Origin of the sequence: Marinibacterium profundimaris (assembly GCF_002210095.1) — a bacterium.
GTDB classification, from domain to species: Bacteria; Pseudomonadota; Alphaproteobacteria; order Rhodobacterales; family Rhodobacteraceae; genus Marinibacterium; species Marinibacterium profundimaris.
Map to the genome: position 1 here is coordinate 40600 of NZ_AQQR01000007.1, position 21897 is coordinate 62496.

Consider the following 21897-nt stretch of genomic DNA (forward strand, 5'->3'; position numbering starts at 1 on the left):
TCATTCCGCGGCCACCCCTTCCATCCGGTCTTCCAGCGCATCCGCCGCCTGCTGCAGCGCCGCGACGGTTGCGGCATCGGGCTGCCAATAGGCGCGGTCGTGCGCCTCGAGCAGGCGGTTGGCCATGCGCGAGGACGCGGTCGGGTTCAGATCGGCCAGGCGGGTGCGCATGGCCTCGTCCAGCACGAAGGTTTCCGACAGCCGCTGATAGACCCAGGGTTCGACCGAGCCGGTGGTGGCCGACCAGCCCAGCACGTTGGTCACATGCGCCTCGATCTGGCGCACGCCCTCGGCGCCGTGCTTCAGCAGCGCCTCGTGGAATTTCGGGTTCAGCGACCGCGACCGGGTTTCCAGCGCGACCTGCGCGGCCAGCGTGCGGACCTTGCCGGTGCCGCGCGTCGTGTCCGAGATGTAGACCGCCGCGTCCTGTCCGCCGCGCGCGCGTTTCACCGCGCGGGAGATGCCTCCCAGCGTGTCGAAGTAGTGATCCACCGTGGTCACGCCCAGCTCGACCGATTCAAGGTTCTGGTAGGCCAGGTCCACATCCGCCAGCGCCGCCTGCAGCAGCGCGCCGTTCTGCGCGGCCTTGCCGTCGACGCCGTAGGCAAAGCTCTTGCGCGCCTCAAAGGCGTCGGCCAGCTCGTCCTCTCCGGCGAAGGCCGAGGCATCGACCAGCATGTTGACGTTCGACCCATAGGCGCCCTCGGCATTGGAAAAGACGCGCAGCGCCGCCGTCTGCAGATCGCAGCCGATCCGGGCGGCATAGGCATGGGCATGGGCGCGGACGAAGTTCTGCGCCTCCGGTTCGTCGGCCGTCGCGGCCTTCAGCGCGGCCTCGGCCAGCAGCTTGGTCTGCAAGGGCAGCAGGTCGCGGAAGATGCCCGACAGCGTCATGATCACGTCGATCCGGGGGCGGCCGAGCTCTGCCAGCGGTACGAGGTCGGCGCCGCAAAGCCGGCCGAAGCTGTCGAACCGGGGCCTGGCCCCCATCAGCGCCAGCGCCTGCGCGATCGCGGCGCCGTCGGATTTGATGTTGTCGGATCCCCACAGCACCAGTGCCACGCTGCGCGGCAGCGAGCGGTGGGTGTCGAGCAGCAGCTGCGCCTGACGCGCGCCGTCCCGGCAGGCAAAGGCCGTGGGCATGCGGAACGGATCGAAGGCGTGGATGTTGCGCCCGGTGGGCAGGATCGCGGGCGAGCGGATCAAGTCGCCGCCCGGGACCGGAGGCGTGAACCGGCCCGCCAGCGCATTCAGCAGGGCGGGGATCTCGGTGTCGCGCTGCAGCAGGGGCGCGGCCTCGGCACGGGCCTCGGGATCGATCAGCGCCAGCATGTCGGTGCGGGCCTGATCCGACATCGCCTCGCCTACCACGTGCAGGCCCTCGGGGATCAGCGCATCCTCGGCGTCCAGCAGCTCGAGCCAGAGCGCATGCGGATCGCGGCCATTCAGATCCACCGCCTCGGCCTGCTCGGCGATCAGCTGCGCAAGCTCGGCGTGTTCGGGGTGATCCGGCGCGGTGCCGCGCCAGCGCACAAGGCTGTCCTTCAGCTCGGCCAGCCCCTTGTAAAGCCCGGCGGTCGCCAGCGGCGGGGTCAGGTGCGACACCGTCACGGCATTTGTCCGGCGCTTGGCCAGCGTCGCCTCGGACGGGTTGTTCGACGCATAGAGATAGACGTTGGGCATGTCGCCGATCAGCCGGTCAGGCCAGTCGGCGCCGCAGGGGCCGGCCTGCTTGCCGGGCATGAATTCCAGCGCGCCATGCATGCCGAAATGCAGCAGAACGTCGGCGCAGAAGCTGTCCTTCAGCCACAGATAGAACTGCGCGAAGGCATGGGTCGGCGCGAAGCCGCGTTCGAACAGCAGCCGCATCGGGTCGCCCTCAAAGCCGAAGGCGGGCTGCAGACCGACGAAGACCTTGCCGAACTGCGCGCCGAGCACAAAGACGCCGGCCCCGTCGGACTGATGCTTGCCGGGCGCCGGGCCCCATTGCCGTTCGATCTCGACCAGCCAGGGCGTCCGCGCGACCATCGTGTCGGCCGGGACATGGGCGGCGACGTTGGCCTCCTGCCCGTATTGCCGGGCAGAGCCCTGCAGGACCGCATCGCGCAGCTCCTCGACCGACGCGGGCGGGGTGATGTCATAGCCGCGCGCGGCCATGGCATGCAGGGTGTTGTGAAGCGAGCGGAACACATCGAGATAGGCGGCCGTCCCGGCGGCCCCGGCATTGGGCGGGAAACCGAAGAGCACGATGCCAACCCGGCGCTGGGCCGCGTCCGAGCGGCGCAGCGTGGCGAGCCTGTCGGTCCGCGCGGCCAGCGCGTCGATCCGTTCCGGGCAGGGGGCCATGGCGCGCAGCTGCGACTGCGGGCGGCAGGCATGGGCACAACCGGCGCAGCCGTCCTCGCCATGGCGGCCCGCGAAGACGGTGGGGTTGGTCGCGCCGTCCAGCTCGGGCAGGGCAACCAGCATGGTCGTCTCGATCGGGCCAAGGCCGGAGGGCGAGCGCGCCCATTGGTCCAGCGTCAGGAATTCCAGCGGATGCGCGGCAAGATAGGGCACATCTAGCGCCTTCAGCAGGGCCACGGCCGAGGCGTTGTCATTATAGGCCGGCCCGCCGACCAGCGAGAACCCGGTCAGCGAGAGCAGCGCGTCGATGCGGGGGCCGCTGTCGTCCCGGAAATAGGCCTCGATCGCCGGACGCCCGTCGAGACCGCCTGCAAAGGCGGGCAAGACGCGCAACCCCCGGGCCTCCAGCGCGCGGATGACCGCATCGTAATGCGCGGTGTCGCCCGACAGCACGTAGCTGCGCATCATCAGCAGGCCAATGGTGGCGTGCGGCGCGGCAGGTCCGGGCAGCTTCGCGGCATCGGTCGTCATGCGGCCCGGCAGATCGGGGTGATACAGGCCTGTCTCGGGGTAATCCGCCGGTTCGGGCGCGCGGGCCCCGCGCCACTCGGGGCGGTGGCAGTAGCGCGAGATCAGGAACCGCACCAGGGCCTCGATATTGTCGTCCGAGGCGCCCAGCCAGTATTGCATCACCAGGAACCAGGCGCGCAGGTCCTGCGCCTTGCCGGGGATCAGCTTCAGGATCCGGGGGAGGCGGCGCAGCATCCGCATCTTGCGGGCGCCGTTGTCATGGGCCTGGCCCCCTTTCGTATCGCCGCCGCCGCCGCCGCGCAGCTTCTTCATCAGCTTGCGCGTGCCGCTTTCAGGCGCCGACAGGTCCAGCGTGCCCATCCGGGTCAGCCGCACGATCTTGGCATCGGCGATGATGCCCACCATCGCGTCGCATTCGGGCCGGCGCGCTTCAAGCGCGGGACGGATCGCCTCGATATGCTCTTCCAGAAACAGCAGGCTCGATACCACGATGTCGCCGGTCGCGACTGCGGCGCGGGCGCGCTCCAGGCTTTCAGGGTCCTCGCCCCATTCGGCGGCGGCATGGATCGAGATCGACAGGCCCGGGAAATCCCCGGCCAGCCGTGTCGCCGCGCGGTCGCAGGGGCCGGCGGCGTGGCTGTCAAGCGTCAGAAGCACGACGCGATAGGGGGTCAGGGCGTCATCGCGCATAATGGGCCTTCGCTTCGTAAAGGGTGTCGACGCTGATCTCGGTCAGCCCGCGGTCGGCGGCGAAGGTTTCGGTGTTCTTCCGTGCCTTTCCACGGACGAAGAAAGGGACCTTGCGCAATTCGCGCTCGGCCTCGGACAGCCAGTGGAGGCTGTCTGTTCCCTCTGTCCGGGCGACCGTTTCCGGCCCGGCCGCCGGTTCGGGCGTCGCTGCGGGTCGGGCGGCGTGCCCGCCGTGATGGCTGGGCCCGGCCTCGTCGTGGAACTCGAAATCGTCGCGGAACATGTGCAGCAGGTGCTCTTCCAGCCCCATCACCAGCGGATGGATCCAGGTGTCGAAGATCACGTTGGCGCCCTCGATCCCCATCTGGGGCGAATAGCGGGCCGGGAAATCCTGCACATGGACCGGGGCCGAGATCACCGCGCAGGGCAGGCCCAGTCGCTTGGCGATGTGGCGTTCCATCTGCGTGCCCAGGATCAGCTCGGGCGAGAGCGCCTCGATCTGGCGCTCGACCTCGAGGTAATCGTCGGTGATCAGCGCCTCGACGCCGAAATCCCGCGCCAGTGCGCGGATCCCGCGGGCCATCTCGCGGTTGTAGCAGCCAAGGCCCACCACCTCGAACCCCATCTCGTCGCGGGCGATCCGGGCGGCGGCGGCGACATGGGTGCCGTCGCCAAAAAGGAACACGCGCTTGCCCGTCAGATAGGTGGAATCCACCGACGACGCGTACCAGGGCAGGCGCAGGCGGTCCTCGTCCATCCGCGCGGGCAGGCCGGTGAGGGCGCTGACTTCCCTTACGAAATCCCGGGTCGCACCGACGCCGATCGGCACCGTCTTGGTGTAGGGCAGGCCAAGCTCCCGCTCCATCCAGCGGCAGGCGCTTTCGCCGGTCTCGGGGTACATCAGCACGTTCAGATGCGCCGCGTCCAGGCGGGCGATGTCCGAGGGCGTGGCCTCCCAAGGGGCAGTTACGTTGACGTCGATCCCGATGTCGTTGAGCAGCGATGTCACCTCGGTCACGTCGTCACGATGGCGGAACCCAAGCGCCGTCGGGCCGATCAGGTTGGCCGTGGGGCGGGCCGTCTTGTCCATCGGGCCGGCCAGCGCCCGCACGATCTGGAAGAAGGTCTCGTCGGCGCCGAAATTCTCGCGCCGCTGGTACGACGGAAGCTCAAGCGCGATCACCGGGATCGGAAGACCCATGGTCTCGGCCATGCCGCCGGGATCGTCCTGGATCAGCTCGGCCGTGCAGGAGGCGCCGACGATCATCGCCTCGGGGCGGAACCGGTCATAGGCGGCCTGGCAGGCGTTGCGGAAAAGCGCGGCGGTGTCGGACCCGAGGTCGCGGGCCTGGAAGGTGGTGTAGGTGACCGGCGGGCGGCGGTCGCGGCGCTCGATCATGGTAAAGAGCAGGTCGGCATAGGTGTCGCCCTGCGGCGCGTGCAGCACGTAGTGCAGGCCCTTCATCGCGGTGGCGACGCGCAGGGCGCCGACATGGGGCGGGCCTTCGTATGTCCAGATCGACAGCTTCATGGCGCCGCCTCGAACTGCAGGGCGTCGCGGCGGCGCAGGGGGCGGGCGAAGAGCGCCGCGAGATCGCCGGCCTGTTCGTAGAAATGCACCGGGGTGAAGACCAGTTCGATGGACCACTTGGTGGCCAGCCCTTCGGCCTCCAGCGGGTTGGCAAGGCCAAGGCCGCAGATCGTCAGGTCCGGCCGCGCGGCCCGGCAGCGGTCCAGCTGCTTTTCCACGTCCTGCCCTTCGGCCAGAACCGGCACGGGCGGCAGCAGGTCCATGTCGGGGCCGACGATGCCCTTGTGGATATAGGGGGCCGACACCTCCAGCGGGTCCATGCCGCATTCGCGGGCCAGGAAACGGGCCAGCGGGATTTCAAGCTGGCTGTCGGGGAAGAAGAAGGCCGAGCGGCCCTTCAGCGGTCCGGCCGCCTGCGCGATGGCGCGGCGGGCGCGGGCGCGGGGGGCTTCGGTGACCGCGTCGAAACGGTCCGGATCGACCTGGAATTCCCGCGCCACGGCGCGAAGCCACGCGGTGGTGCCCTCCTCGCCGAAGGGGATTGGCGCGGGAACATGCTGCGCGCCGCGCCGTTCCAGAGCGGCATGAGTGTCGCCGAGGAAGGGCTGGGTCAGCGCGAATCTGGTGCCAGGGCCGATGCCAAGATCGCCGCCGGCCCGGCGCGCGGGGAGAACGCGCACCGGGCCTATCCCGAGCTGATCGAGCAGGGCCAGGGCCTGGTCTTCGACCACGTCCGGGAGCGCGCCGACCACCAGAAGCTGGCGGTCCTGCGTCTCGGGCAGGTCGGGCACCATGGCGGCGAGGCAGGCGTCTTCGCCTTCGGTGAATGTCGTCTCGATGCCCGAGCCGGAGTAGTTCAGGACCCGCACCGCCGGTCCGTGCCGGGCCGACAGCCGTTCGGCCGCGCGGGCGAGATCCAGCTTGATGACCTCGGACGGGCAGGAACCGACGAGGAACAGCCGGCGGATATCTGGGCGGCGGGAGAGCAGACGCGCGACCTCACGTTCCAGCTCCTCCTGGGCGTCGGCGAGGCCGGCGAGGTCGGTTTCCTCGAGGATCGCGGTGCCGAAGCGGGGTTCGGCGAAGATCATCACGCCGGCGGCCGATTGAAGCAGGTGGGCGCAGGTGCGCGAACCGACCACAAGGAAGAAGGCGTCCGGCATCTTGCGATGCAGCCAGATGATGCCGGTCAGTCCGCAGAACACCTCGTGCTGGCCGCGCTGGCGCAGGATCGGGGCGTTGCGGCAGCCGCCGCCGGCGGGTGGGGGAGGATCCTGCCGGGTCATGACGCGGCCTGCATCTGCAGCCGCGCGGTGCGCAGTTTCAGCAGGAACTGCCCGGCATTGACGACGTAGGTGGCATAGGCGGCCAGTGCGAGGATCATCAGCCCGTTGGGGGTCAGCGCATCGGTCCAGAGTGCCCAGAGATAGGCGGTGTGCAGGGCGATGACGGCAAAGCTGAACACGTCCTCCCAGAAGAAGGCCGGGGCAAAGAGGTACTGTCCGAAGACCTCCTTCTCCCAGATCGCGCCGGTGATCATGATGAGGTAGAGCGCGCCGGTCTTGGCCACGATCGACAGCGTCGCGGCGGCGTAGCCTTCGCCGGTGGTCAGGAACCGGAGCACGAGCACCAGCGAAACCAGGAAGATGAGGAACTGTGCGGGCGCCAGTATGCCCTGCACGATTGTCCATCTGCTGGTATCCCGCCGGGCGCGTTGCGCCTCGGTGTAGAGTGTCGGGGCTTTGGTCCCCTGGGGCGCGCGAAGCGTCATGTTCCCCTCACGATCTCTTTCGGTAGGGTGATGCTACGGGGGGACGCTCCAAAGTGTCAACTTTAATTTACACTTAGTTTAGGGTGGGCCCTCGCATGGCTGCTGCCGCAATAGGTCAGCACGTTTTCCATGACGTCTTGATTCAAAAGGTATTGAAATGGATGGTGAAAATTATGCCCAAGGAATCCAGTATCTTGAATGTGCGTTCCGCGCTCTGACTGTCAATCAAAATTGACACGCCCGCAGGTGCGATGCAAAGTGATCCGAAACGGCGCAAGACCCGTAAGGCGAAAGAGCAGGCCCAATATGTCGACTGGGAGGTGGCGATGGGTACGAATGCGGCCGTCAGCGGTTCCGAACTCCACGCAAGGCAGAACCAGGCCATTCGCTTCCTGGTCGAATCCGCGCTTCGCCGGGTCACCGCCGGCCGCCAGACCGGCGCGCCGCCGGACCGGTCCGGATGGGTCCTGCGGCTGACCGAGTCGCTGATGTCCGAGGCCGAGACCAGCCACCGCGCCGTGCTCGCCTCGATGATGTCGCACGGTATCGGTACGCCCGAGCTTCACGACTACTACATCCCCGCCGCCGCGCGGCACCTGGGCGAGCTCTGGGTGCGCGACCTGGCGAGTTTCGTCGATGTCACCGTCGGCGCGGGCCGGTTGCAGGCGCTCTATCGCGAGCGCCCGAACGGCGTGGCCGGGCGGTTCGACCGCTGTGTTCCGATGGGCGAGACGATGCTGATGATCGTGCCGGGGTTCGAGGATCATTCCCTGGGCGCCTTCGTCGCCGCCGAACAGCTGCGGCGGCACGGCGTCTGGGTGCACATGGGTCTCGGCCTGACCTCGGACGAGATCGCCGAGCTGCTGCGCGAGCAGCGGTTTTCGGTGCTTGGTCTGTCGGCCGCGACGCCGGCGACCCTGGAAAAGACCGCGGAGCTTGTCGACGAACTGCGGTCAAGGCTTGACCACGTGCCCCCCATTGTCGTTGGTGGGCGCGCAGTTACCGACACCATGACGGTTGCCGACAGGACGGGAGCCGATTATGCGGTTAGAACGGCACGCGAGGCGGTCGAGCGATGCGGTCTGAAAACCATTGCCGCCCCACTGGCAGCCGAAACCATGGGGTAGGCAGCTGTGCGCGGCGAGCCGGTGCAAGGAGCGGAAAGTGACACGACAGGGCCCCAGTTCTCAGCCGCTGACCGCTGGTGCCCTTCCCGACAGCGATAGCATCGACAACCTGTTCGAACAGGCCGCCGACATCGCCGTCTGCATTGACGGTGACGGCGCGGTCACCGGCATCTCCGTCAATCCCGATTGTCCGTCGCTTGGATGTCTCGATCATTGGGTCGGGCGCCCGCTGGACGGTTTCCTGACCGAGGAAAGCCGAGTGAAGCTGGATGAGCGGATGAAGGCCATGCGCGCCGATCCCGATCTGGTGCCCCGGCCGATCGAGCTGAACCATTTCGACAACGCGACCTGGGAATTCCCGATCCGCTACACGCTGCACCGCGTGCGCGGGTCGCAGGCCATGCTGCTGCTGGGCCGCGACATGCAGCCCATCGCCGAGGTGCAGCAGCGGCTGATCAAGGAACAGCTTGCCCGCGAACGTGACCAGCAGCGCCTGCGGGCCGAGACCACCTTCTATCGCGTCGTGCTCGAAGCGTCGGAGACGCCGATCCTTCTGGTCGAGCCGCAGAAGGGCCGCATCCGCGACCTGAATACCGCCGCGGCGGAGCTGCTGGGCAGCAAGGTCGACACGCTGACGGGCGGCTCCTTTGCCCAGGTCTTCGAAGGACGCCGCGCAAGCGAGTTCTCTGACAGCCTGCAGGGCGCTGCCTCGGCCGAAGATTCGCGCGGCATCGAGGTGGTCGCGCGGCGCAACGGCAAGGTCCTGATGATCTATCCGGAGTTCTTCCGGGCGGCCGGCGATCTCTACATGCTTTGCAGCCTGGTCTCGGTCGATGACGAGGCCGGAGAGGGCCTCGAGGTCGCGCAGTCGCTCTCGGCTTTGTTCAGCGCGACCAGCGACGCCATGGTGCTGACGGATACCCAGGGCGAGATCCGCGATGCCAACGAAGCCTTCCTGACGCTGACCGATGCCGCGCAGCTGCGCGACGTGCGGGGCCGGACGCTGGCGGATTTCCTGGTGCGCGGCGGGATCGACATGAAACTGATCCTGGATGCGGCCACCCGAAAGGGGCGGATGCGCAGCTACGCGGCACAGGTGGCCGGCGTCACCGGCACGCGCGCCAGCGTCGAGATCTCGGCCACCCGGCTGCTCCAGCGCGGCGGCGACCTGGGCTTCGGGTTCATCATGCGCGAAATCCAGCAGCTTGACATCGTCGACGGCGAGGCCGGCCCCGCCGCGATCAGCGACGAGGCGATGAAGAGCGTGCTGGACCTGGTCGGCACCGCCTCGCTGAAAGAACTGGTTTCGGCCACCTCGGACGTGGTCGAGAAGATCTGCATCGAAACCGCCGTGCAGCTGACCGGCAACAACCGCGTCGCGGCGGCCGAGATGCTGGGCCTGTCGCGTCAAAGCCTTTACGTCAAGCTGCGCAAGCACGGGCTGATCGGCGGCGACAACGACGCCTGAGGCGGACGCGGACGCGCAAGGCCCGGGTGCGGGGCCTCAGAAAACACTTCCCAGACTCTCGATTGTATAGTTTAGTTGACACTATGGGTGTCACCTTTGCGCATAAGTCGGACCGGAGCCTGCCTCAGCCGCGGGCCGTTCTGACGCTGATCAAACCGATCACATGGTTTCCCCCGGTTTGGGCCTATCTCTGTGGTGTCGTGTCCTCGGGCGTGCCGGTCACGGCCGCGCCGGTGGCGGTTCTTCTGGGCATGGTGCTGGCCGGGCCGGTGGTCTGCGGGATGAGCCAGGCCGCCAACGACTGGTGCGACCGTCACGTCGATGCGATCAACGAACCCGACCGGCCGATTCCCTCCGGCGCCATCCCGGGCCGCTGGGGCCTGTGGATCGCCCTTGCGATGAGCCTGCTGGCGCTGGCCCTGGGCACGGTGCTGGGCCCCTGGGGCTTCGGCGCCACCGTCTTCGGCGTCGCCGCCGCCTGGGCCTATTCGGCCGAGCCGGTCCGGCTGAAGCGGTCCGGCGTGCTGGGCCCGGGGCTGGTGGGACTGTGCTATGAGGGGCTGCCATGGTTCACCGGGGCGGCGGTGCTGTCGGCCGGGGCGCCCTCCGGGCCCGTTATACTGGTGGCGCTGCTTTATGCGGCCGGTGCCCACGGGATCATGACCCTTAACGATTTCAAGGCGCTGAAGGGCGACCGGCTGACCGGAGTGCGCTCCCTTCCGGTGGTTCTGGGGCCGGAGCGGGCGGCGCGCGTGGCCTGCGTCGTGATGGCTGTGCCGCAGGTGGTGGTCGTGGGGCTGCTGATGGCCTGGGATCTTCCGTTTCATGCCGGCGTGATTGCCGTGATGCTGATGGCGCAGGGCGCGGCGATGCGCGTGCTGATGCGCGACCCGAAGGGGCGGGCGCCCTGGTACAACGGCACGGGCGTGATGCTTTATGTCGGGGGCATGATGGTCGCCGCCTTCGCCCTGCGCGGGATGGGAGGCTGAGATGGCAGGCTGGATCACGATCGTCCGGCTGGGGCTGGTGCAGATGGCCCTGGGCGCCATCGTGGTGCTGACCACCTCGACGCTGAACCGGCTGATGGTGGTCGAGATGGCGCTGCCGGCGGTGCTGCCCGGAGCGCTGGTCGGGCTTCACTACGGGATACAGGTCACGCGGCCGAACTGGGGCTTCCTGTCGGACAGGGGCGGGCATCGGACCCAGTGGATCGTCGCCGGCATGGTCCTTCTGGGGCTTGGTGCCCTTGGTGCCGCGGCGGGGGTCGTGCTGTTTGCGACGTCGTTCGCGGCCGGATTGGCCGTGTCGGTCCTGTCCTATGCGCTGATCGGGTTGGGTGTCGGCGCCTCGGGAACCTCTCTTCTGGCGCTGCTGGCCGGCATTGTCGCGCCACAGCGGCGGGCGGCGGCGGCGACGATCACCTGGCTGATGATGATTGCCGGGATCGCGGTGACGGCGGCGACGGCGGGGCTTTTCCTCGATCCCTATACGCCCGCGCGGCTGATGCAGGTCGTCGCCACGGTGGCGGGCGGCGCTGTGGCGGTGACGCTGCTGGCGGTGGCAGGGATCGAAGGCCGAGCGCCAATCCGCCCTGCGCCCGATCGTCCGACCCGGTTCCGCGAGGGGCTGCGCGAGGTCTGGGCCGAGCCTCAGGCGCGCAACTTCACCATCTTCGTCTTCCTGTCGATGACCGCCTATTTCATGCAGGAGCTGATCCTTGAACCTTACGCGGGCCTTGTCTTCGGCTTCACGCCGGGCCAGTCGACCTCGCTGTCAGGGGCGCAGAACGGCGGCGTCTTCCTCGGCATGCTGACGGTCGGGATCGCGGCGACGGGCCTGCGGATCGGCAGCCTCAGGACATGGGTGATCGTCGGCTGTCTCGGCTCTGCTGCGAGCCTAGGGGTGATTTCGGCGCTTGGCGGGCCTGCGCTGCCGGGCACGCTGATGCCGGCGGTCGTGGCGCTGGGGGTCTTCAACGGGATCTTCGCCGTGGCGGCGATCGGGTCGATGATGGCGCTGGCCGGGCAGGGCCGTGCGGGGCGCGAGGGCACGCGGATGGGCCTTTGGGGCGCGGCGCAGGCCATCGCGGCGGGCTTCGGCGGGCTGACCGGCGCGGCGGCCGTGGATGTCGCGCGCCAGGCCATGACCGATGCGCCGGCCTTCGGCACGGTCTTTTTGGCCGAGGCCGGACTATTCGCGCTGACAGCCCTTATGGCGCTTCGCGTGGTCGCCGCAGGGCCGCCGCGCATGACAACGCTTGCACCGGGAGAATGACCATGTTCGATGTCGTCGTCGTAGGAGGAGGGCCGGCCGGGGCGACCGCGGCCGAGGACCTCGCCCGTTCGGGCCACAGCGTGGCGCTGCTGGACCGGGACGGGCGGATCAAGCCCTGCGGCGGGGCGATCCCGCCGCGGCTGATCGCCGATTTCCACGTGCCCGACCACCTGCTGGTGGCGCGCATCCGCACCGCGCGCATGGTGTCCCCGACGGGCCGGCGGGTGGATATCCCGATCGAGGACGGCTTTGTCGGCATGGTCGACCGCGAGGAGTTCGACAGCTTCCTGCGCAGCCGGGCCGAGGCCGCCGGGGCCATACGGAAGACCGGCACCTTCATCCGCATCGTGCGCGAGGACGGCCCCATCGTGATCTACCGCGACCGTGCCACCGGCGAGCAATGTTCGCTTCGGGCGCGGATCGTGATCGGGGCCGATGGCGCCCGGTCGCGCGTGGCGGCCGAGGAGGTGCCGGGCGGCGATGCCACGCCCTATGTCATCGCCTACCACGAGATCATCGCCGCGCCCGAGGGCGGCGGATACGATCCCGACCGCTGCGACGTGGTCTATGACGGGCGGATCTCTCCGGACTTCTACGGCTGGGTGTTTCCGCACGGGGGCCGCGCGAGCGTCGGCATGGGATCCATGCAGCGCGGCTTCGACCTGAAGCAGGCCACGGCGGATTTGCGCGCGGCGCACGGGCTCGACCGGTGCCAGACGATCCGGCGTGAGGGCGCGCCGATCCCGCTGAAGCCGATGGACCGCTGGGACAACGGGCGCGACGTGGTGCTGGCGGGCGATGCCGCAGGCGTCGTGGCGCCCAGCTCGGGCGAAGGGATCTATTACGCCATGGTCGGCGGGCGGGTCGCGGCCAGCGCCGCCTCGGCCTGCCTGGCCAGCGGCCGGGCCTCGGACCTGGGGCTCGCCCGCAGGCTGTTCATGCGCGAACACAAGACGGTCTTCCGCGTGCTGGCGTCGATGCAGAACGCCTATTACCGCTCGGACGACCGGCGCGAACGCTTCGTGTCGCTGTGCCACGATGTCGATGTGCAGAGGTTGACCTTCGAGGCCTACATGAACAAGCGCCTCGTGCGCGCCCGGCCGATGGCGCATCTGAAGATCGGGTTCAAGAACCTGGCGCATCTGTCGGGGCTGGTCTCGGCGGTGCGCACGTGACCGGGGCGATTCCGGCCTGGGTGGACGGGCGGCTTCGGCCGGTCGACAAGCTGCAGGTGCATCTGGACGGGCTGCGGCACATGGCGGTGTCGGTCTTTGTCCTGTGCGGTGACGCGCTGCTGCTGCAGCGCCGGGCCCTGGCGAAGTACCATACGCCGGGGCTTTGGGCGAACACCTGCTGCACCCATCCGCATTGGGGCGAAGGGGTCGCCGATTGTGCCAGCCGGCGCCTGCGCGAAGAGCTGGGGCTGACGGGCATAGGCCTGGCGCCGATGGGCCGCGTCGAATACCGGGCCGATGTGGGTGGCGGGATGTTCGAACACGAGGTGGTGGATGTCTTTGCGGGCCACGTCGCGCGCCGCCCGGTGCTGGCACCGGATCCGGACGAGGTGATGGAGACCCGGTGGATCGCCCTGCGCGAGCTGGATAGGCAGGTGCGCCAGCGGCCGGAGGCCTACACGCCATGGCTCAGGATCTACCTGGCGGACGGCGTGATCCGCGCGGCGGCCGAGGCGGTTGAGCCGGGCTGAGCCCGCGCGCTAGGCGCCCTTGCCCTCCGGCCTGCTGTCGCGCAGCCGGGTCCGGCGCTGCATCTCGCGATCCCACAGCGAAGAAATCTGCGCCCGCGCGTCGGTCAGGTCGCGCGCGATGCCGTCCAGCCCCATCAACGTCAGGTGGGGCCGGATCTCCTCGACATCCTGCCCGGCGGCCAGCAGCATCGCGTTGGGGCAATGCAGGTGCAGGGCCACCACCAGCCGCGACAACGCGTCGAGCGAATGCCGCCCGCCCACCGACAGGCCCACGATGCTGCGCGGGGCGCGCTCGATCTCGGCCACCAGGTCGTCATGCGAAAGCCCGACCTTCAGGGCGACGTCCCAGCCGTCCTCGCGGAACAGGTCGGCGGCCATGCGCACGCCCAGCGTGTGATCTTCGCCCGGGACCGAGGCAAAAACGACCGAGATCTCCTGCCGTGCCGGGATCGGCGCGAAGGAGGGTTTCAGATCGCGCAGCAGCGAGAACAGCCGCCCGGTGCCGATCGTCACCTCGACGAAGGAGGCCCGGTCCTCCTGCCACCAGTCGCCCAGCATCCGAGCGGCAGGGGCGAGGTAGTCGAGGTAGATCGCCTCGAAGGCGACGCCCTCGGCGCGGATCTCGACGATCATGTCCATGGCCTCGCGGTCGTCCCCGGCCACCAGCGCCTTGCAGAAGGTCTCAAGATCCTCGGATGACGGACGGCCGGCGGTGTTGCGCCAGGGCTCGGCGCGCGCCGACACGCGCCGAAGCGCCTCTTCGGCCAGGCCGCTGACCAGGATTTCGGGGAAGCGGGGATCGAGCCGGCCGATCTCGCCCAGGATCTGCTCCGGCAGGAACGGTATGGGGACACTTTGTGGTCTTCCGTCGTGCACCTTGTCTCTCCCCCCTGTCTGTCGCGGGGCGCCCCGCATGCCATGGGGGATCCCGCGAACCCCCGATCACCGGCGGAGGCGCCGGGCCCTGAAGAAGGCCCTCTGGAAGAGCAAGCTGCACCTGCTGACATGCCAAGACTGTCGGTGGCGCCTGCCGCCTGTGCCGGTCGGCTGCCGGCCCGCCGGTCAGGCCTGCCCGACGTCGGAACGGATGCTTTTCCGATGCACCGATCCCCGCCTTTCGGGCAGTCTGCGATCCCGCGGTCCGAATGGCTCCCTCGGACATGTTCCACGCGCGCCGGACAGGCACTGCTGATGCCTCCGGACGACCGGTATTCCTCTCCCTGATTTCAGCCTAGAGGGTGGCCAAGCCCGCAAGCTAGTTCGGGTCGTCCCCTACGCAGAACTACGTATAAACTGCGCAGCGGCGTGTTACCCCAGCATTCGAATGAGATCGGCGATGCCCCGCGCCTGCATCTTCTCGCGGATGCGCGCGCGGTGAACCTCGACCGTGCGCTGGCTGATGCCCAGCTCGGCGCCGATTTCCTTGTTCAGCTTGCCGTCCAGCAAGTGACCCAGGACTTCGCGTTCGCGCGCGGTCAGCTTCGCCAGACGGTCCGCCACGATCTTTCTGGGGATCTCGGCCGGCGCCTGGTTGCCGAGGGTGTCGCAGGACGATCGGATCGCGTCAAGGAGTTCGTCGGCGCGGGCGGGTTTCTCGATGAAATCCACCGCGCCGGAGCGGATCGCCTGCACCGCGATGCGGATGTCGCCATGGGCGGTGACCACGACGATCGGCAGCGTCAGCCCCAGCGTGGCCAGGTGCGCCTGCAGTTCCATCCCGCTCATCCCCGGCAGGCGCAGGTCCAGCACCATGCAGGCCGGGACCGCCGGGTCGAAGACCTGCAGGAACGCCTCGGCCGAGCGGCAGGGCACCGTGGCGTAGCCATGGGACTCGAGCAGGGCGCAGAGCGAGGACAGAACCGCCTCGTCATCCTCGACCACATAGATGCATGGGGCGCTGTCAGGTTTCGCCACGGCGCGGTCTCCGCATTGGCAACTGGAACAGGAGCGTGGCGCCCTCGTCGGAGCAGGAAGCCCAGATCCGGCCGCCGTGCGCCTCGACGATGGAGCGGCAGAGCGACAGGCCGATGCCCATCCCCTCGCTCGTCGAGGCGTGGAAGGGCTCGAACAGGCGTCGCCGGCGCTCGGCCGGGATGCCGGGGCCGGTATCGTGCACGGCGACCCGGATCGCGTCGCCCTCGCGGCTGGAGGTGACGGTCAGCACCTGCGGGTCCCTGCCGCCCATGGCGGTCAGCGCGTTGCGCGAAAGGTTCAGCACCACCTGCCCGATCTGGACCGGATCGGCCCAGACCTGCGGCAGGTCGGGATCCAGCTTCAACGTCACCTTCAGGCGGGGCAGGGGGCTGGCCATGACAGCCAGGTCCACGCCCTGCCGGATCGTGGCGTTGAGATCGATCAGATCGGCGTTCAGATCCCCGCGCGAGATGAAATCGCGGACCCGCCGTACCAGTTCGCCGGCGCGGTCGGTCTCGGCCACGGCCTCGTCCATCAAACGCCCCGCGCGTTCGGGAATGGCGGTCCCGGCATTCATCAGCTCCTGACGGCAGGCGTTGACGAAATTGGCGATGGCCGAAAGCGGCTGGTTCAGCTCATGCGCGATGGCCGAGGCCAGTTCTCCCATCGAACTGGCCCGCGCGGCGTCCAGCAGCACGTGGCGCAGGCGCAGCTCTTCGGCCTCGGCGGCATTCTTCGCCTCCAGCGCGGCGCGTTCGTGTTCCAGGCTGTTCAGGGCAAAGAGCGCCCGGCGCAGGATGCGCAGCGCGTCGCGGTCGTGCTGGTCGAAAGGGCGGCTGTGCCCGCGCCGTTCCTCGCGCCAGAGCGCGAAGGAGCCGCGCGGCGACAGGCGGATGACGCCGTCTTCGGTCTGGGTCTCGATCTTGTCGGGCTTGCCGGCCCAGCGGATCGTTTCCTCGAACTGGCTGCGCAGGAAGCCCAGGTAGTCGCGCCCGTCGCCCGACAGTTCCAGCATCGCGGCGCCGGCCGCGGCCTGCATCTGCGTCTCGTCCATCCCGATCACCGACGACAGGTTCGAGGTGGTCGCGACCCCGTCCGACATCAGCCCGCGCAGCGGCGAGAGATCCAGCGCCTCCTCCGGCACCGCGCCGAAGCGGATCACGCTTTCTCCCTGCACGAGGATCATGCCCTGGGCGTCCATCAGCTCCATCAGCACCGGCGCCCAGTCCGCCACCAGCTGGCGCAGCGCGGTGCCGTGCCGGGCCTCCTGCTCGATCCGGAAGGCGGTCTTCTCGGCCTCGATGCTCTTGCGCAGCTGGTTGGTGTTCTCGATGCTTTGCAGCAGCGCCGAGGTGGTCCCGCCGACCAGCTCGGCAAAGCGCAGCCGGCTGGAGGAGATCTGGCGTTCCGAATAATGGTGGCAGGCGACCAGCCCCCAGAGCTGGTTGTTGGTGATCAGCGAGATCGACAGGCTCGCGCGGACACCCATGTTGTTGAGGTATTCCACATGCACCGGCGCCACGGCGCGCAGCCTGCAGAAGGTCAGGTCCAGCGGATGGGCCGAGGCCGCGTCGGCGCCCAGCCCCTCGCGGCTGACGATGGGCACGCGCGTGCCGTTGATGTCGGGGATCGAGCGCATGACATTCAGCAGGAAATGCCGCCGCGCCGGGTCGGGGATGTCCGATGCGGGGTAATGCAGGCCCAGGAAGCTGTCGGGCCGGTTGGTGGCCTCGGCGATGACCTCGCCGTGCTTGTCCTCGGCGAAGCGATAGATCATCACCCGGTCGAACCCGGTGACCTCGCGGATGACCTTGGCGCTGGCTTCGGCCAGCTCGTCCAGGGCGCCGGGCTTTACCAGCTCGGAGATATAGCCCCGGCGCAGGTACTCGTCCTCCCAGACCGGGGCCGACACGGCCTCGCGGTGCAGGAACTCCAGGATGATGTGGGAATTGTTGCGATGCGGCAGGCACTCCGCCTCGATCCCGGCGCCGTCGGGGCCGGTGAACCGGATGAACCACGGCTTCAGCAGCTCCGGCGTCGAAGGTTCCAGCGGCAGATGCGGCAGCTTGTCCGCGTTGTCCCGTCCGATCCAGTCGCCCAGGGGGCGGCCCAGGATCTGTTCGGGCGCCCAGCCGAGGAACTCTGCGGTATTGCGGCTGGCGAATTCCGCGACCAGGCTGTGCCTGTCAACGGCCACCAAGGCGCCATGGGGCTGGACGGCCCCGATCAGGTGGATCGGCTCCCGGTCGCAGGTTTCGAGGTCGACGGCACTCATGGCCGGATGTGGCCCGGAGCCAGGGCGCGGTGGCCCTGAGCCGGACCGGTCCGTGCACCTCCCGCCGGGGTGTGCAGGACGAGGGACGGGTGGCTTGGCCGCGAATTCGGTCGATGGGTCAACGCGCTCACTTGGCTGTTCGGGGCGGCTCGGATTGCCGGATCATATGCGATCCGAAGTTTCATACAAGCTTGGGGAGAAAGCCGGGGGAGTCTGCCGGGGCGGTCGGGGTCATGTCGGCGGGCCGAAGGTGCGGCACGCTTCCGGGTCGGCGGTGCGATGTCCGGGGAAGGATGGCAACGAATTGCCTCACCTTTGGGCCATGAATTGTTCACGTTGAGGCAATTGAGGCCTTGCGTTATGCTGATTGTGCTCAGGCCGGGAACCGATCCCCGGATCTTGCGGGGTGTTCCGAGGTCGGGGCAGACCAAGGGAGGAAGACATGAAGATTTTGCACACCACGGCCGTTGTCGCGTTCATTTCAGTCAGTGCCATTTCACCAGTCGCGGCCGACAGCGCCAATTGGAGCGAGGAAAAAGCGGCCAAGGTCGACGCCAACCGCAATTCCAACGCGGGCATCGGAAACGGTGGCGAGCGGAAGACCGACGAAGGGGATTGGGTGGCGACCAACAACGGCGAGGACGGTAGCCGGGATGTCGATCCCGGCAATTCGGCTGGCAACAACCAGGCGTGTTCCGGCGGCGGCAGCCCGTCCGAAAGCAGCTGCTGAGATCTTCGCTTACGGATCGTGACGGACCGGCGCCAGGGGGACCTGGCGCCGGTCTTCTGTTTTCCGCAGGGGCGCGCGGCTGCGACCGGGATCAGCTGACGGCCGGGCTTTCTTTCGGCGGACGCATCTTGCGCTGGGCCGCGCCCAGGAAGGTGACGTCCTGGTTGAACTGGCTCTGGGCCACGTCGTAGAGGCTTTTCAGCATTTCCTCGATGAAGAAGAACCCGCGCTCGGTCCGGGTCACGCGGCCCTCCGACAGGGTGACCAGCCCGGCGGCGGCCAGCTTGTCGAACTGCGCCGCGAAGGGCGCCGGATCGACACTGGGGAAGCGGGCGCAGGCGGCGGCAAAGTCGAACGGTGTGCGCAGCTGCAGCCCGCCCGAGATCAGCTTGGCCAGCCGCATCTCGTCGGTCATGCGGATGCCGGTGGCGATGGGCAGGCGCCCGGCCTCGAGCGCGGCGCCGTATTTCTCCAGGTTGCGGAAGTTGGCGTACTGGAATGGGTACATGTTGGAATGGCTCTTGCGCCCGATCCCCAGCACGTTGTCGCCCAGGAAATTGCCCTTGTAAAACATGGCATAATAATCGCCTTCACCCCGGTCGCGGAAATAGGTGCGGCCGTTGGAACTGACATAGCCCAGCCCGGTCAGGCGCACATGGGCGTAGAGGCGGGCGCGCATGGCCTCCTCTTCGGTCAGGAAGTCCTCGGGATGGTGCAGGAAGTGGCGGGTCATCGGCACCGGGCGCTTGGTGTCGAAATAGCGCATCGTGTAAAGCTCGATGATGTCGGGATCGATCGCGATCGTCTCCTCGATCGTGGCCAGCGCGCTGTCGAGGCTCTGGCCACGCAGGCCGATCATGATGTCGATGTTGATCCGCTCGAACCCGGCGTCGCGCAGCACCTTCATCGCGGCGCGCGTCTCGTCCGGGGAATGGTGCCGGTTGGCAAGGTCGAGCACCGACTGGTCGAAGCTTTGCGCGCCCATGCTGGCCCGGTCGAACCCGGCTTCGCGCAGCGCGGCGACCTTTTCCTCGCCGTCGGGGCCAAGAAGCTTCTCGGGCGTGCTTTCGAAATTGCGCTCCACGTCGTCGGTCACCGGGAAGGTTGCGGCCAGCGTCGCGCAGACATCGCGCAGCTGCTGCGCCGACATCTGGGTGGGCGTGCCGCCGCCGAATTCCAGCGCCGAAACCGCCATCTGCTTGCCGTCCAGCAGCTCGCCCAGAAGCCGGATCTCGGTCTGCAGCTGGTCGGCGTACAGGTCCACGCGGTCGCCTTTGCGGTCAAGCTCGGGGTAGAAGGCGCAGAAGGAGCAGACCTGCGGACAGAACGGGAAATCGACGTAGATATTGGTGCGTTTCAGGCTTTGCGGGTCCAGCTCGGCGATCCAGTCTTCCTGGGTCCACGGCGCCCAGTCGGCATAGGCGAGGTGATAGCGCGCCGCCTCCGGGTTGTCGTTGAGCCGGTCGATACCTATGCGCCCCATCTCGAGCGCTTCCTGGCTCGTGGCGTGCATCAAATGGTCCGCCTGGGATAAAACGTCCTTGTGGATCATCGTTCAAACTCCTGAAAACATGTAACTAACGGTAATGGGCATAGCCCCTGCGCGCCGAGAGGACCGGCGCGGAGGGATCGGTGGAAAAGGCGTAGAGCTTGTGCGTGCTCTTGTAGGGCATGAAACCGTTGGCCAGCAGCGTGGCGCGCTGGTGGATCGGGTGGGCGAGCATGACGGCAAAATCGGCGCCGGCCTCGCGCATGTCGGCGACGGCGGCCGACAGCAGCCTGCGGCTGTCGCGGGCCGAGAGGCCATCGTCCGCCAGCGTGTCGACCATGCCCATGCGGCAGGGCGCGCAGCCGACGGCGTCCATCACGTGGTAGGCGACGAAGCCGGTGATCTCTCCCTTTTCCTCAAGCACCCGGGCGCGGGGCAGGGGGCCATGGGTCAGGTGATGATGCAGCCGGTCGGCGGACCAGTCGTAGGCCATGTCGAAGCCGGCCATCTTCCGGGTCATGAGCGCGTGGCAGGCAGCCTTGTCGGCCGCGGTGTAGGGGCGGATGCCGCTTTGGTCGGCACGGCCGCCCCAGGCGCAGATACCGCCGATATGCGAGCCCACCCGGTCCATGAAGGTGGGCGAGGCCCGCGCCGTGGCCGCCGCGTTCAGCGTCAGCACCCAGAGGATCGGCTTGTCGAAGGCGACATGTTCGGGAAACACCGAATGCCAGAAGCCGCGCCCCTTGCCGGGATAGTTGGCGGCGTTCACGAAGCCGATCATGCAGGCCATGTCGCGCTCGGCATGTTCGCGGCGCAGGGCGTCCAGCGCATCGCGCGCGATGCCGCTGCGCTGGTAGGCGGGATCGACGGTGTACCAGCTGCCGGTCGAGGCGTTGTAGGGCTTGCCCTGCAGGCGGATCGGCGTGTCTTCCATCGGGAAGACGGCGATCAGCCGGTCGCCGTCATAGCCGGCCAGGATCAGCGAGCGGTCGTCCGTCAGCAGCGCCGGCAGCTGCCAGGCAAAGTAATCCCCCGTCCAGACCGGCAGGATGGCCTGATCGCGGTACTGCTGGCTCCAATGCGCCATGACGAAGTCCGACAGCTGCTCGGGCGTGCCGTCGAAGGGGCGGATCGACAGGCTCATGATCCCTGTTTCCGGGCCGCGGCAGGGCCAAGCGCTTCGCCGATCAGATCGAGATAGGCCTGCGCGTGGGAGCGCAGGGCGAAATGGTCGACATCGAGAAGGCAGGTGGTGGATCCGGCGGTGGCATGGGGCCCCCAGTCGGACAGCCGGGCGGCCGGCGCGGTCGCGTCCTGGCGGCCGCCGATCAGCGTCACGGGGCACGGCAGGGCGCCGGTGAAATCCGGCGCCGTCTCCAGCAGGCCGAGATCGGCACGCAGGGTCGGGCGGTAGATGTCCCAGACCCCGGGCGTGTCGAAGATCGCCGTGGGCGTACCCGTGAACCGGGCGCGCACGGCCTCGGTGAAAGCCGCGTCGTCCAGATGGGAAATCGGGGCCGCGCGATAGGTCGGCGTGGTGGCCGAGATGAAGAGATGGTCGGGCGCAGGTCCGGCTTCGGCCGCGCCGTCCGCATCGTTGGGCCAGAGCGCGGCATCGTTGCCCAAAATCTGTGCAACCCGGGCCGCAAGTCGTCCGCCGAGCGAATGACCGAACAGCGCGAAGGGCCTTTCGGCATCCGCAGCGATGGCCGTCGCCGCCGCGCGCGCCGCAGATTCGAGAGAGCTTTCCGGCGGTTCGGTGCGTCGCCCCTCGCGCCCGGGAAGCTGGATTGGCGCAATGTCCATCCAGGGCGGTGCAAGTTTCGAGATGGGCAAAAACGTACTTGCCCCGGCGCCGGCATGGGCGAAGCAATAAAGTGTTAGCGAATGACACTGCGGTTGTTTGAAACGACTTATCCAGCTCACGCCCGGCAACCTTGTTTTGCGTGTGGCGTACTATGACCTAATACTCTACTATCGGTAGCGTAGCGGCTTGCAAGGTCTGCTACAAGTTCTATGTGTTTTTATTTACAATTGCTTGTCTTC

Annotated in this window: 17 protein-coding genes; 7 read left to right on the forward strand and 10 right to left on the reverse strand. The window is 68.1% G+C overall.

Annotation, left to right across the window (positions count from 1 at the left end; all coding sequences use genetic code 11):
- The 4 genes from ATO3_RS16755 to bchF are packed head-to-tail and all read right to left on the reverse strand — an operon-like array spanning position 1 to position 6869.
- A complete protein-coding gene (locus tag ATO3_RS16755; protein ID WP_088651035.1) occupies positions 1-3567 on the reverse strand; it encodes a magnesium chelatase subunit H in 3567 nt (1188 codons plus the stop codon).
- Complete coding sequence (bchB, locus tag ATO3_RS16760; RefSeq protein WP_088651036.1) at positions 3557-5098, reverse strand: ferredoxin:protochlorophyllide reductase (ATP-dependent) subunit B; 1542 nt, start codon at positions 5096-5098, stop codon at positions 3557-3559. The genes ATO3_RS16755 and bchB overlap by 11 nt, the downstream gene beginning before the upstream one ends.
- A complete protein-coding gene (locus ATO3_RS16765; RefSeq protein WP_088651037.1) occupies positions 5095-6384 on the reverse strand; it encodes a ferredoxin:protochlorophyllide reductase (ATP-dependent) subunit N in 1290 nt (429 codons plus the stop codon). Before ATO3_RS16765 ends, bchB begins: the two co-directional genes overlap by 4 nt.
- Positions 6381-6869 carry a 2-vinyl bacteriochlorophyllide hydratase gene (gene bchF / locus ATO3_RS16770; RefSeq protein WP_088651038.1) on the reverse strand — a complete coding sequence of 163 codons (489 nt, stop codon included), beginning with the start codon at positions 6867-6869 and terminating at the stop codon, positions 6381-6383. Before bchF ends, ATO3_RS16765 begins: the two co-directional genes overlap by 4 nt.
- A 326-nt stretch (positions 6870-7195) precedes the next feature.
- Here bchF and ATO3_RS16775 point away from each other — a divergent pair, with 326 nt between their 5' ends.
- From ATO3_RS16775 to idi, 6 genes are all read left to right on the forward strand, one after another.
- Complete coding sequence (locus tag ATO3_RS16775; protein ID WP_088651039.1) at positions 7196-7996, forward strand: cobalamin B12-binding domain-containing protein; 801 nt, start codon at positions 7196-7198, stop codon at positions 7994-7996.
- Positions 7997-8033: 37 nt separating this feature from the next.
- Positions 8034-9464, forward strand: a complete 1431-nt coding sequence (gene ppsR / locus ATO3_RS16780; protein ID WP_088651040.1) for a transcriptional regulator PpsR — start codon at positions 8034-8036, stop codon at positions 9462-9464.
- A gap of 83 nt (positions 9465-9547) precedes the next feature.
- A complete protein-coding gene (gene chlG / locus ATO3_RS16785) occupies positions 9548-10453 on the forward strand; it encodes a chlorophyll synthase ChlG (protein ID WP_088651041.1) in 906 nt (301 codons plus the stop codon).
- 1 nt (position 10454) lies between these two features.
- Positions 10455-11738 (forward strand): BCD family MFS transporter, encoded by a 1284-nt coding sequence (locus ATO3_RS16790; protein ID WP_088651042.1) that lies wholly within the window; start codon positions 10455-10457, stop codon positions 11736-11738.
- Between the two features lie 2 nt (positions 11739-11740).
- Entirely contained in the window at positions 11741-12913 is a 1173-nt protein-coding gene (locus ATO3_RS16795) for a geranylgeranyl diphosphate reductase (RefSeq protein WP_088651043.1), read from the forward strand.
- Positions 12910-13443 carry an isopentenyl-diphosphate Delta-isomerase gene (gene idi / locus ATO3_RS16800; protein WP_088651044.1) on the forward strand — a complete coding sequence of 178 codons (534 nt, stop codon included), beginning with the start codon at positions 12910-12912 and terminating at the stop codon, positions 13441-13443. Before ATO3_RS16795 ends, idi begins: the two co-directional genes overlap by 4 nt.
- A gap of 9 nt (positions 13444-13452) precedes the next feature.
- On the opposite strand, the gene ATO3_RS16805 is transcribed toward idi, so the two are convergent.
- From ATO3_RS16805 to ATO3_RS16815, 3 genes are all read right to left on the reverse strand, one after another.
- The gene (locus tag ATO3_RS16805; RefSeq protein WP_158217988.1) at positions 13453-14319 is read right to left on the reverse strand and encodes a cobalamin B12-binding domain-containing protein; all 867 of its coding nucleotides are present in this window, start codon (positions 14317-14319) and stop codon (positions 13453-13455) included.
- A gap of 432 nt (positions 14320-14751) precedes the next feature.
- A complete protein-coding gene (locus tag ATO3_RS16810; protein WP_088651046.1) occupies positions 14752-15357 on the reverse strand; it encodes a response regulator transcription factor in 606 nt (201 codons plus the stop codon).
- A complete protein-coding gene (locus tag ATO3_RS16815; RefSeq protein WP_088651047.1) occupies positions 15344-17632 on the reverse strand; it encodes an ATP-binding protein in 2289 nt (762 codons plus the stop codon). The genes ATO3_RS16810 and ATO3_RS16815 overlap by 14 nt, the downstream gene beginning before the upstream one ends.
- Positions 17633-18074: 442 nt before the next feature.
- Between ATO3_RS16815 and ATO3_RS16820 the strand changes: the two genes are divergently transcribed.
- Positions 18075-18362 (forward strand): hypothetical protein, encoded by a 288-nt coding sequence (locus tag ATO3_RS16820; RefSeq protein WP_088651048.1) that lies wholly within the window; start codon positions 18075-18077, stop codon positions 18360-18362.
- A 91-nt stretch (positions 18363-18453) separates the two neighbouring features.
- On the opposite strand, the gene ATO3_RS16825 is transcribed toward ATO3_RS16820, so the two are convergent.
- The 3 genes from ATO3_RS16825 to ATO3_RS16835 form a co-directional block, all read right to left on the reverse strand.
- A complete protein-coding gene (locus ATO3_RS16825) occupies positions 18454-19875 on the reverse strand; it encodes a coproporphyrinogen-III oxidase family protein (RefSeq protein WP_158217989.1) in 1422 nt (473 codons plus the stop codon).
- Positions 19876-19939: 64 nt separating this feature from the next.
- Entirely contained in the window at positions 19940-20995 is a 1056-nt protein-coding gene (locus tag ATO3_RS16830) for a hypothetical protein (protein WP_088651050.1), read from the reverse strand.
- Entirely contained in the window at positions 20992-21777 is a 786-nt protein-coding gene (locus tag ATO3_RS16835; RefSeq protein ID WP_158217990.1) for a thioesterase II family protein, read from the reverse strand. The genes ATO3_RS16830 and ATO3_RS16835 overlap by 4 nt, the downstream gene beginning before the upstream one ends.
- Positions 21778-21897 lie beyond the last annotated feature (120 nt).

Excerpts from the sequence above, each read along its gene's own strand:
- ATO3_RS16755 (WP_088651035.1), bottom strand. The coding sequence starts at position 3,567 with ATGCGCGATGACGCCCTGACCCCCTATCGCGTCGTGCTTCTGACGCTT.
- bchB (WP_088651036.1), bottom strand. The coding sequence starts at position 5,098 with ATGAAGCTGTCGATCTGGACATACGAAGGCCCGCCCCATGTCGGCGCC.
- ATO3_RS16765 (WP_088651037.1), bottom strand. The coding sequence starts at position 6,384 with ATGACCCGGCAGGATCCTCCCCCACCCGCCGGCGGCGGCTGCCGCAAC.
- bchF (WP_088651038.1), bottom strand. The coding sequence starts at position 6,869 with ATGACGCTTCGCGCGCCCCAGGGGACCAAAGCCCCGACACTCTACACC.
- ATO3_RS16775 (WP_088651039.1), top strand. The coding sequence starts at position 7,196 with ATGGGTACGAATGCGGCCGTCAGCGGTTCCGAACTCCACGCAAGGCAG.
- chlG (WP_088651041.1), top strand. The coding sequence starts at position 9,548 with ATGGGTGTCACCTTTGCGCATAAGTCGGACCGGAGCCTGCCTCAGCCG.
- ATO3_RS16790 (WP_088651042.1), top strand. The coding sequence starts at position 10,455 with ATGGCAGGCTGGATCACGATCGTCCGGCTGGGGCTGGTGCAGATGGCC.
- ATO3_RS16795 (WP_088651043.1), top strand. The coding sequence starts at position 11,741 with ATGTTCGATGTCGTCGTCGTAGGAGGAGGGCCGGCCGGGGCGACCGCG.
- ATO3_RS16815 (WP_088651047.1), bottom strand. The coding sequence starts at position 17,632 with ATGAGTGCCGTCGACCTCGAAACCTGCGACCGGGAGCCGATCCACCTG.
- ATO3_RS16820 (WP_088651048.1), top strand. The coding sequence starts at position 18,075 with ATGAAGATTTTGCACACCACGGCCGTTGTCGCGTTCATTTCAGTCAGT.
- ATO3_RS16825 (WP_158217989.1), bottom strand. The coding sequence starts at position 19,875 with ATGCACGCCACGAGCCAGGAAGCGCTCGAGATGGGGCGCATAGGTATC.
- ATO3_RS16830 (WP_088651050.1), bottom strand. The coding sequence starts at position 20,995 with ATGAGCCTGTCGATCCGCCCCTTCGACGGCACGCCCGAGCAGCTGTCG.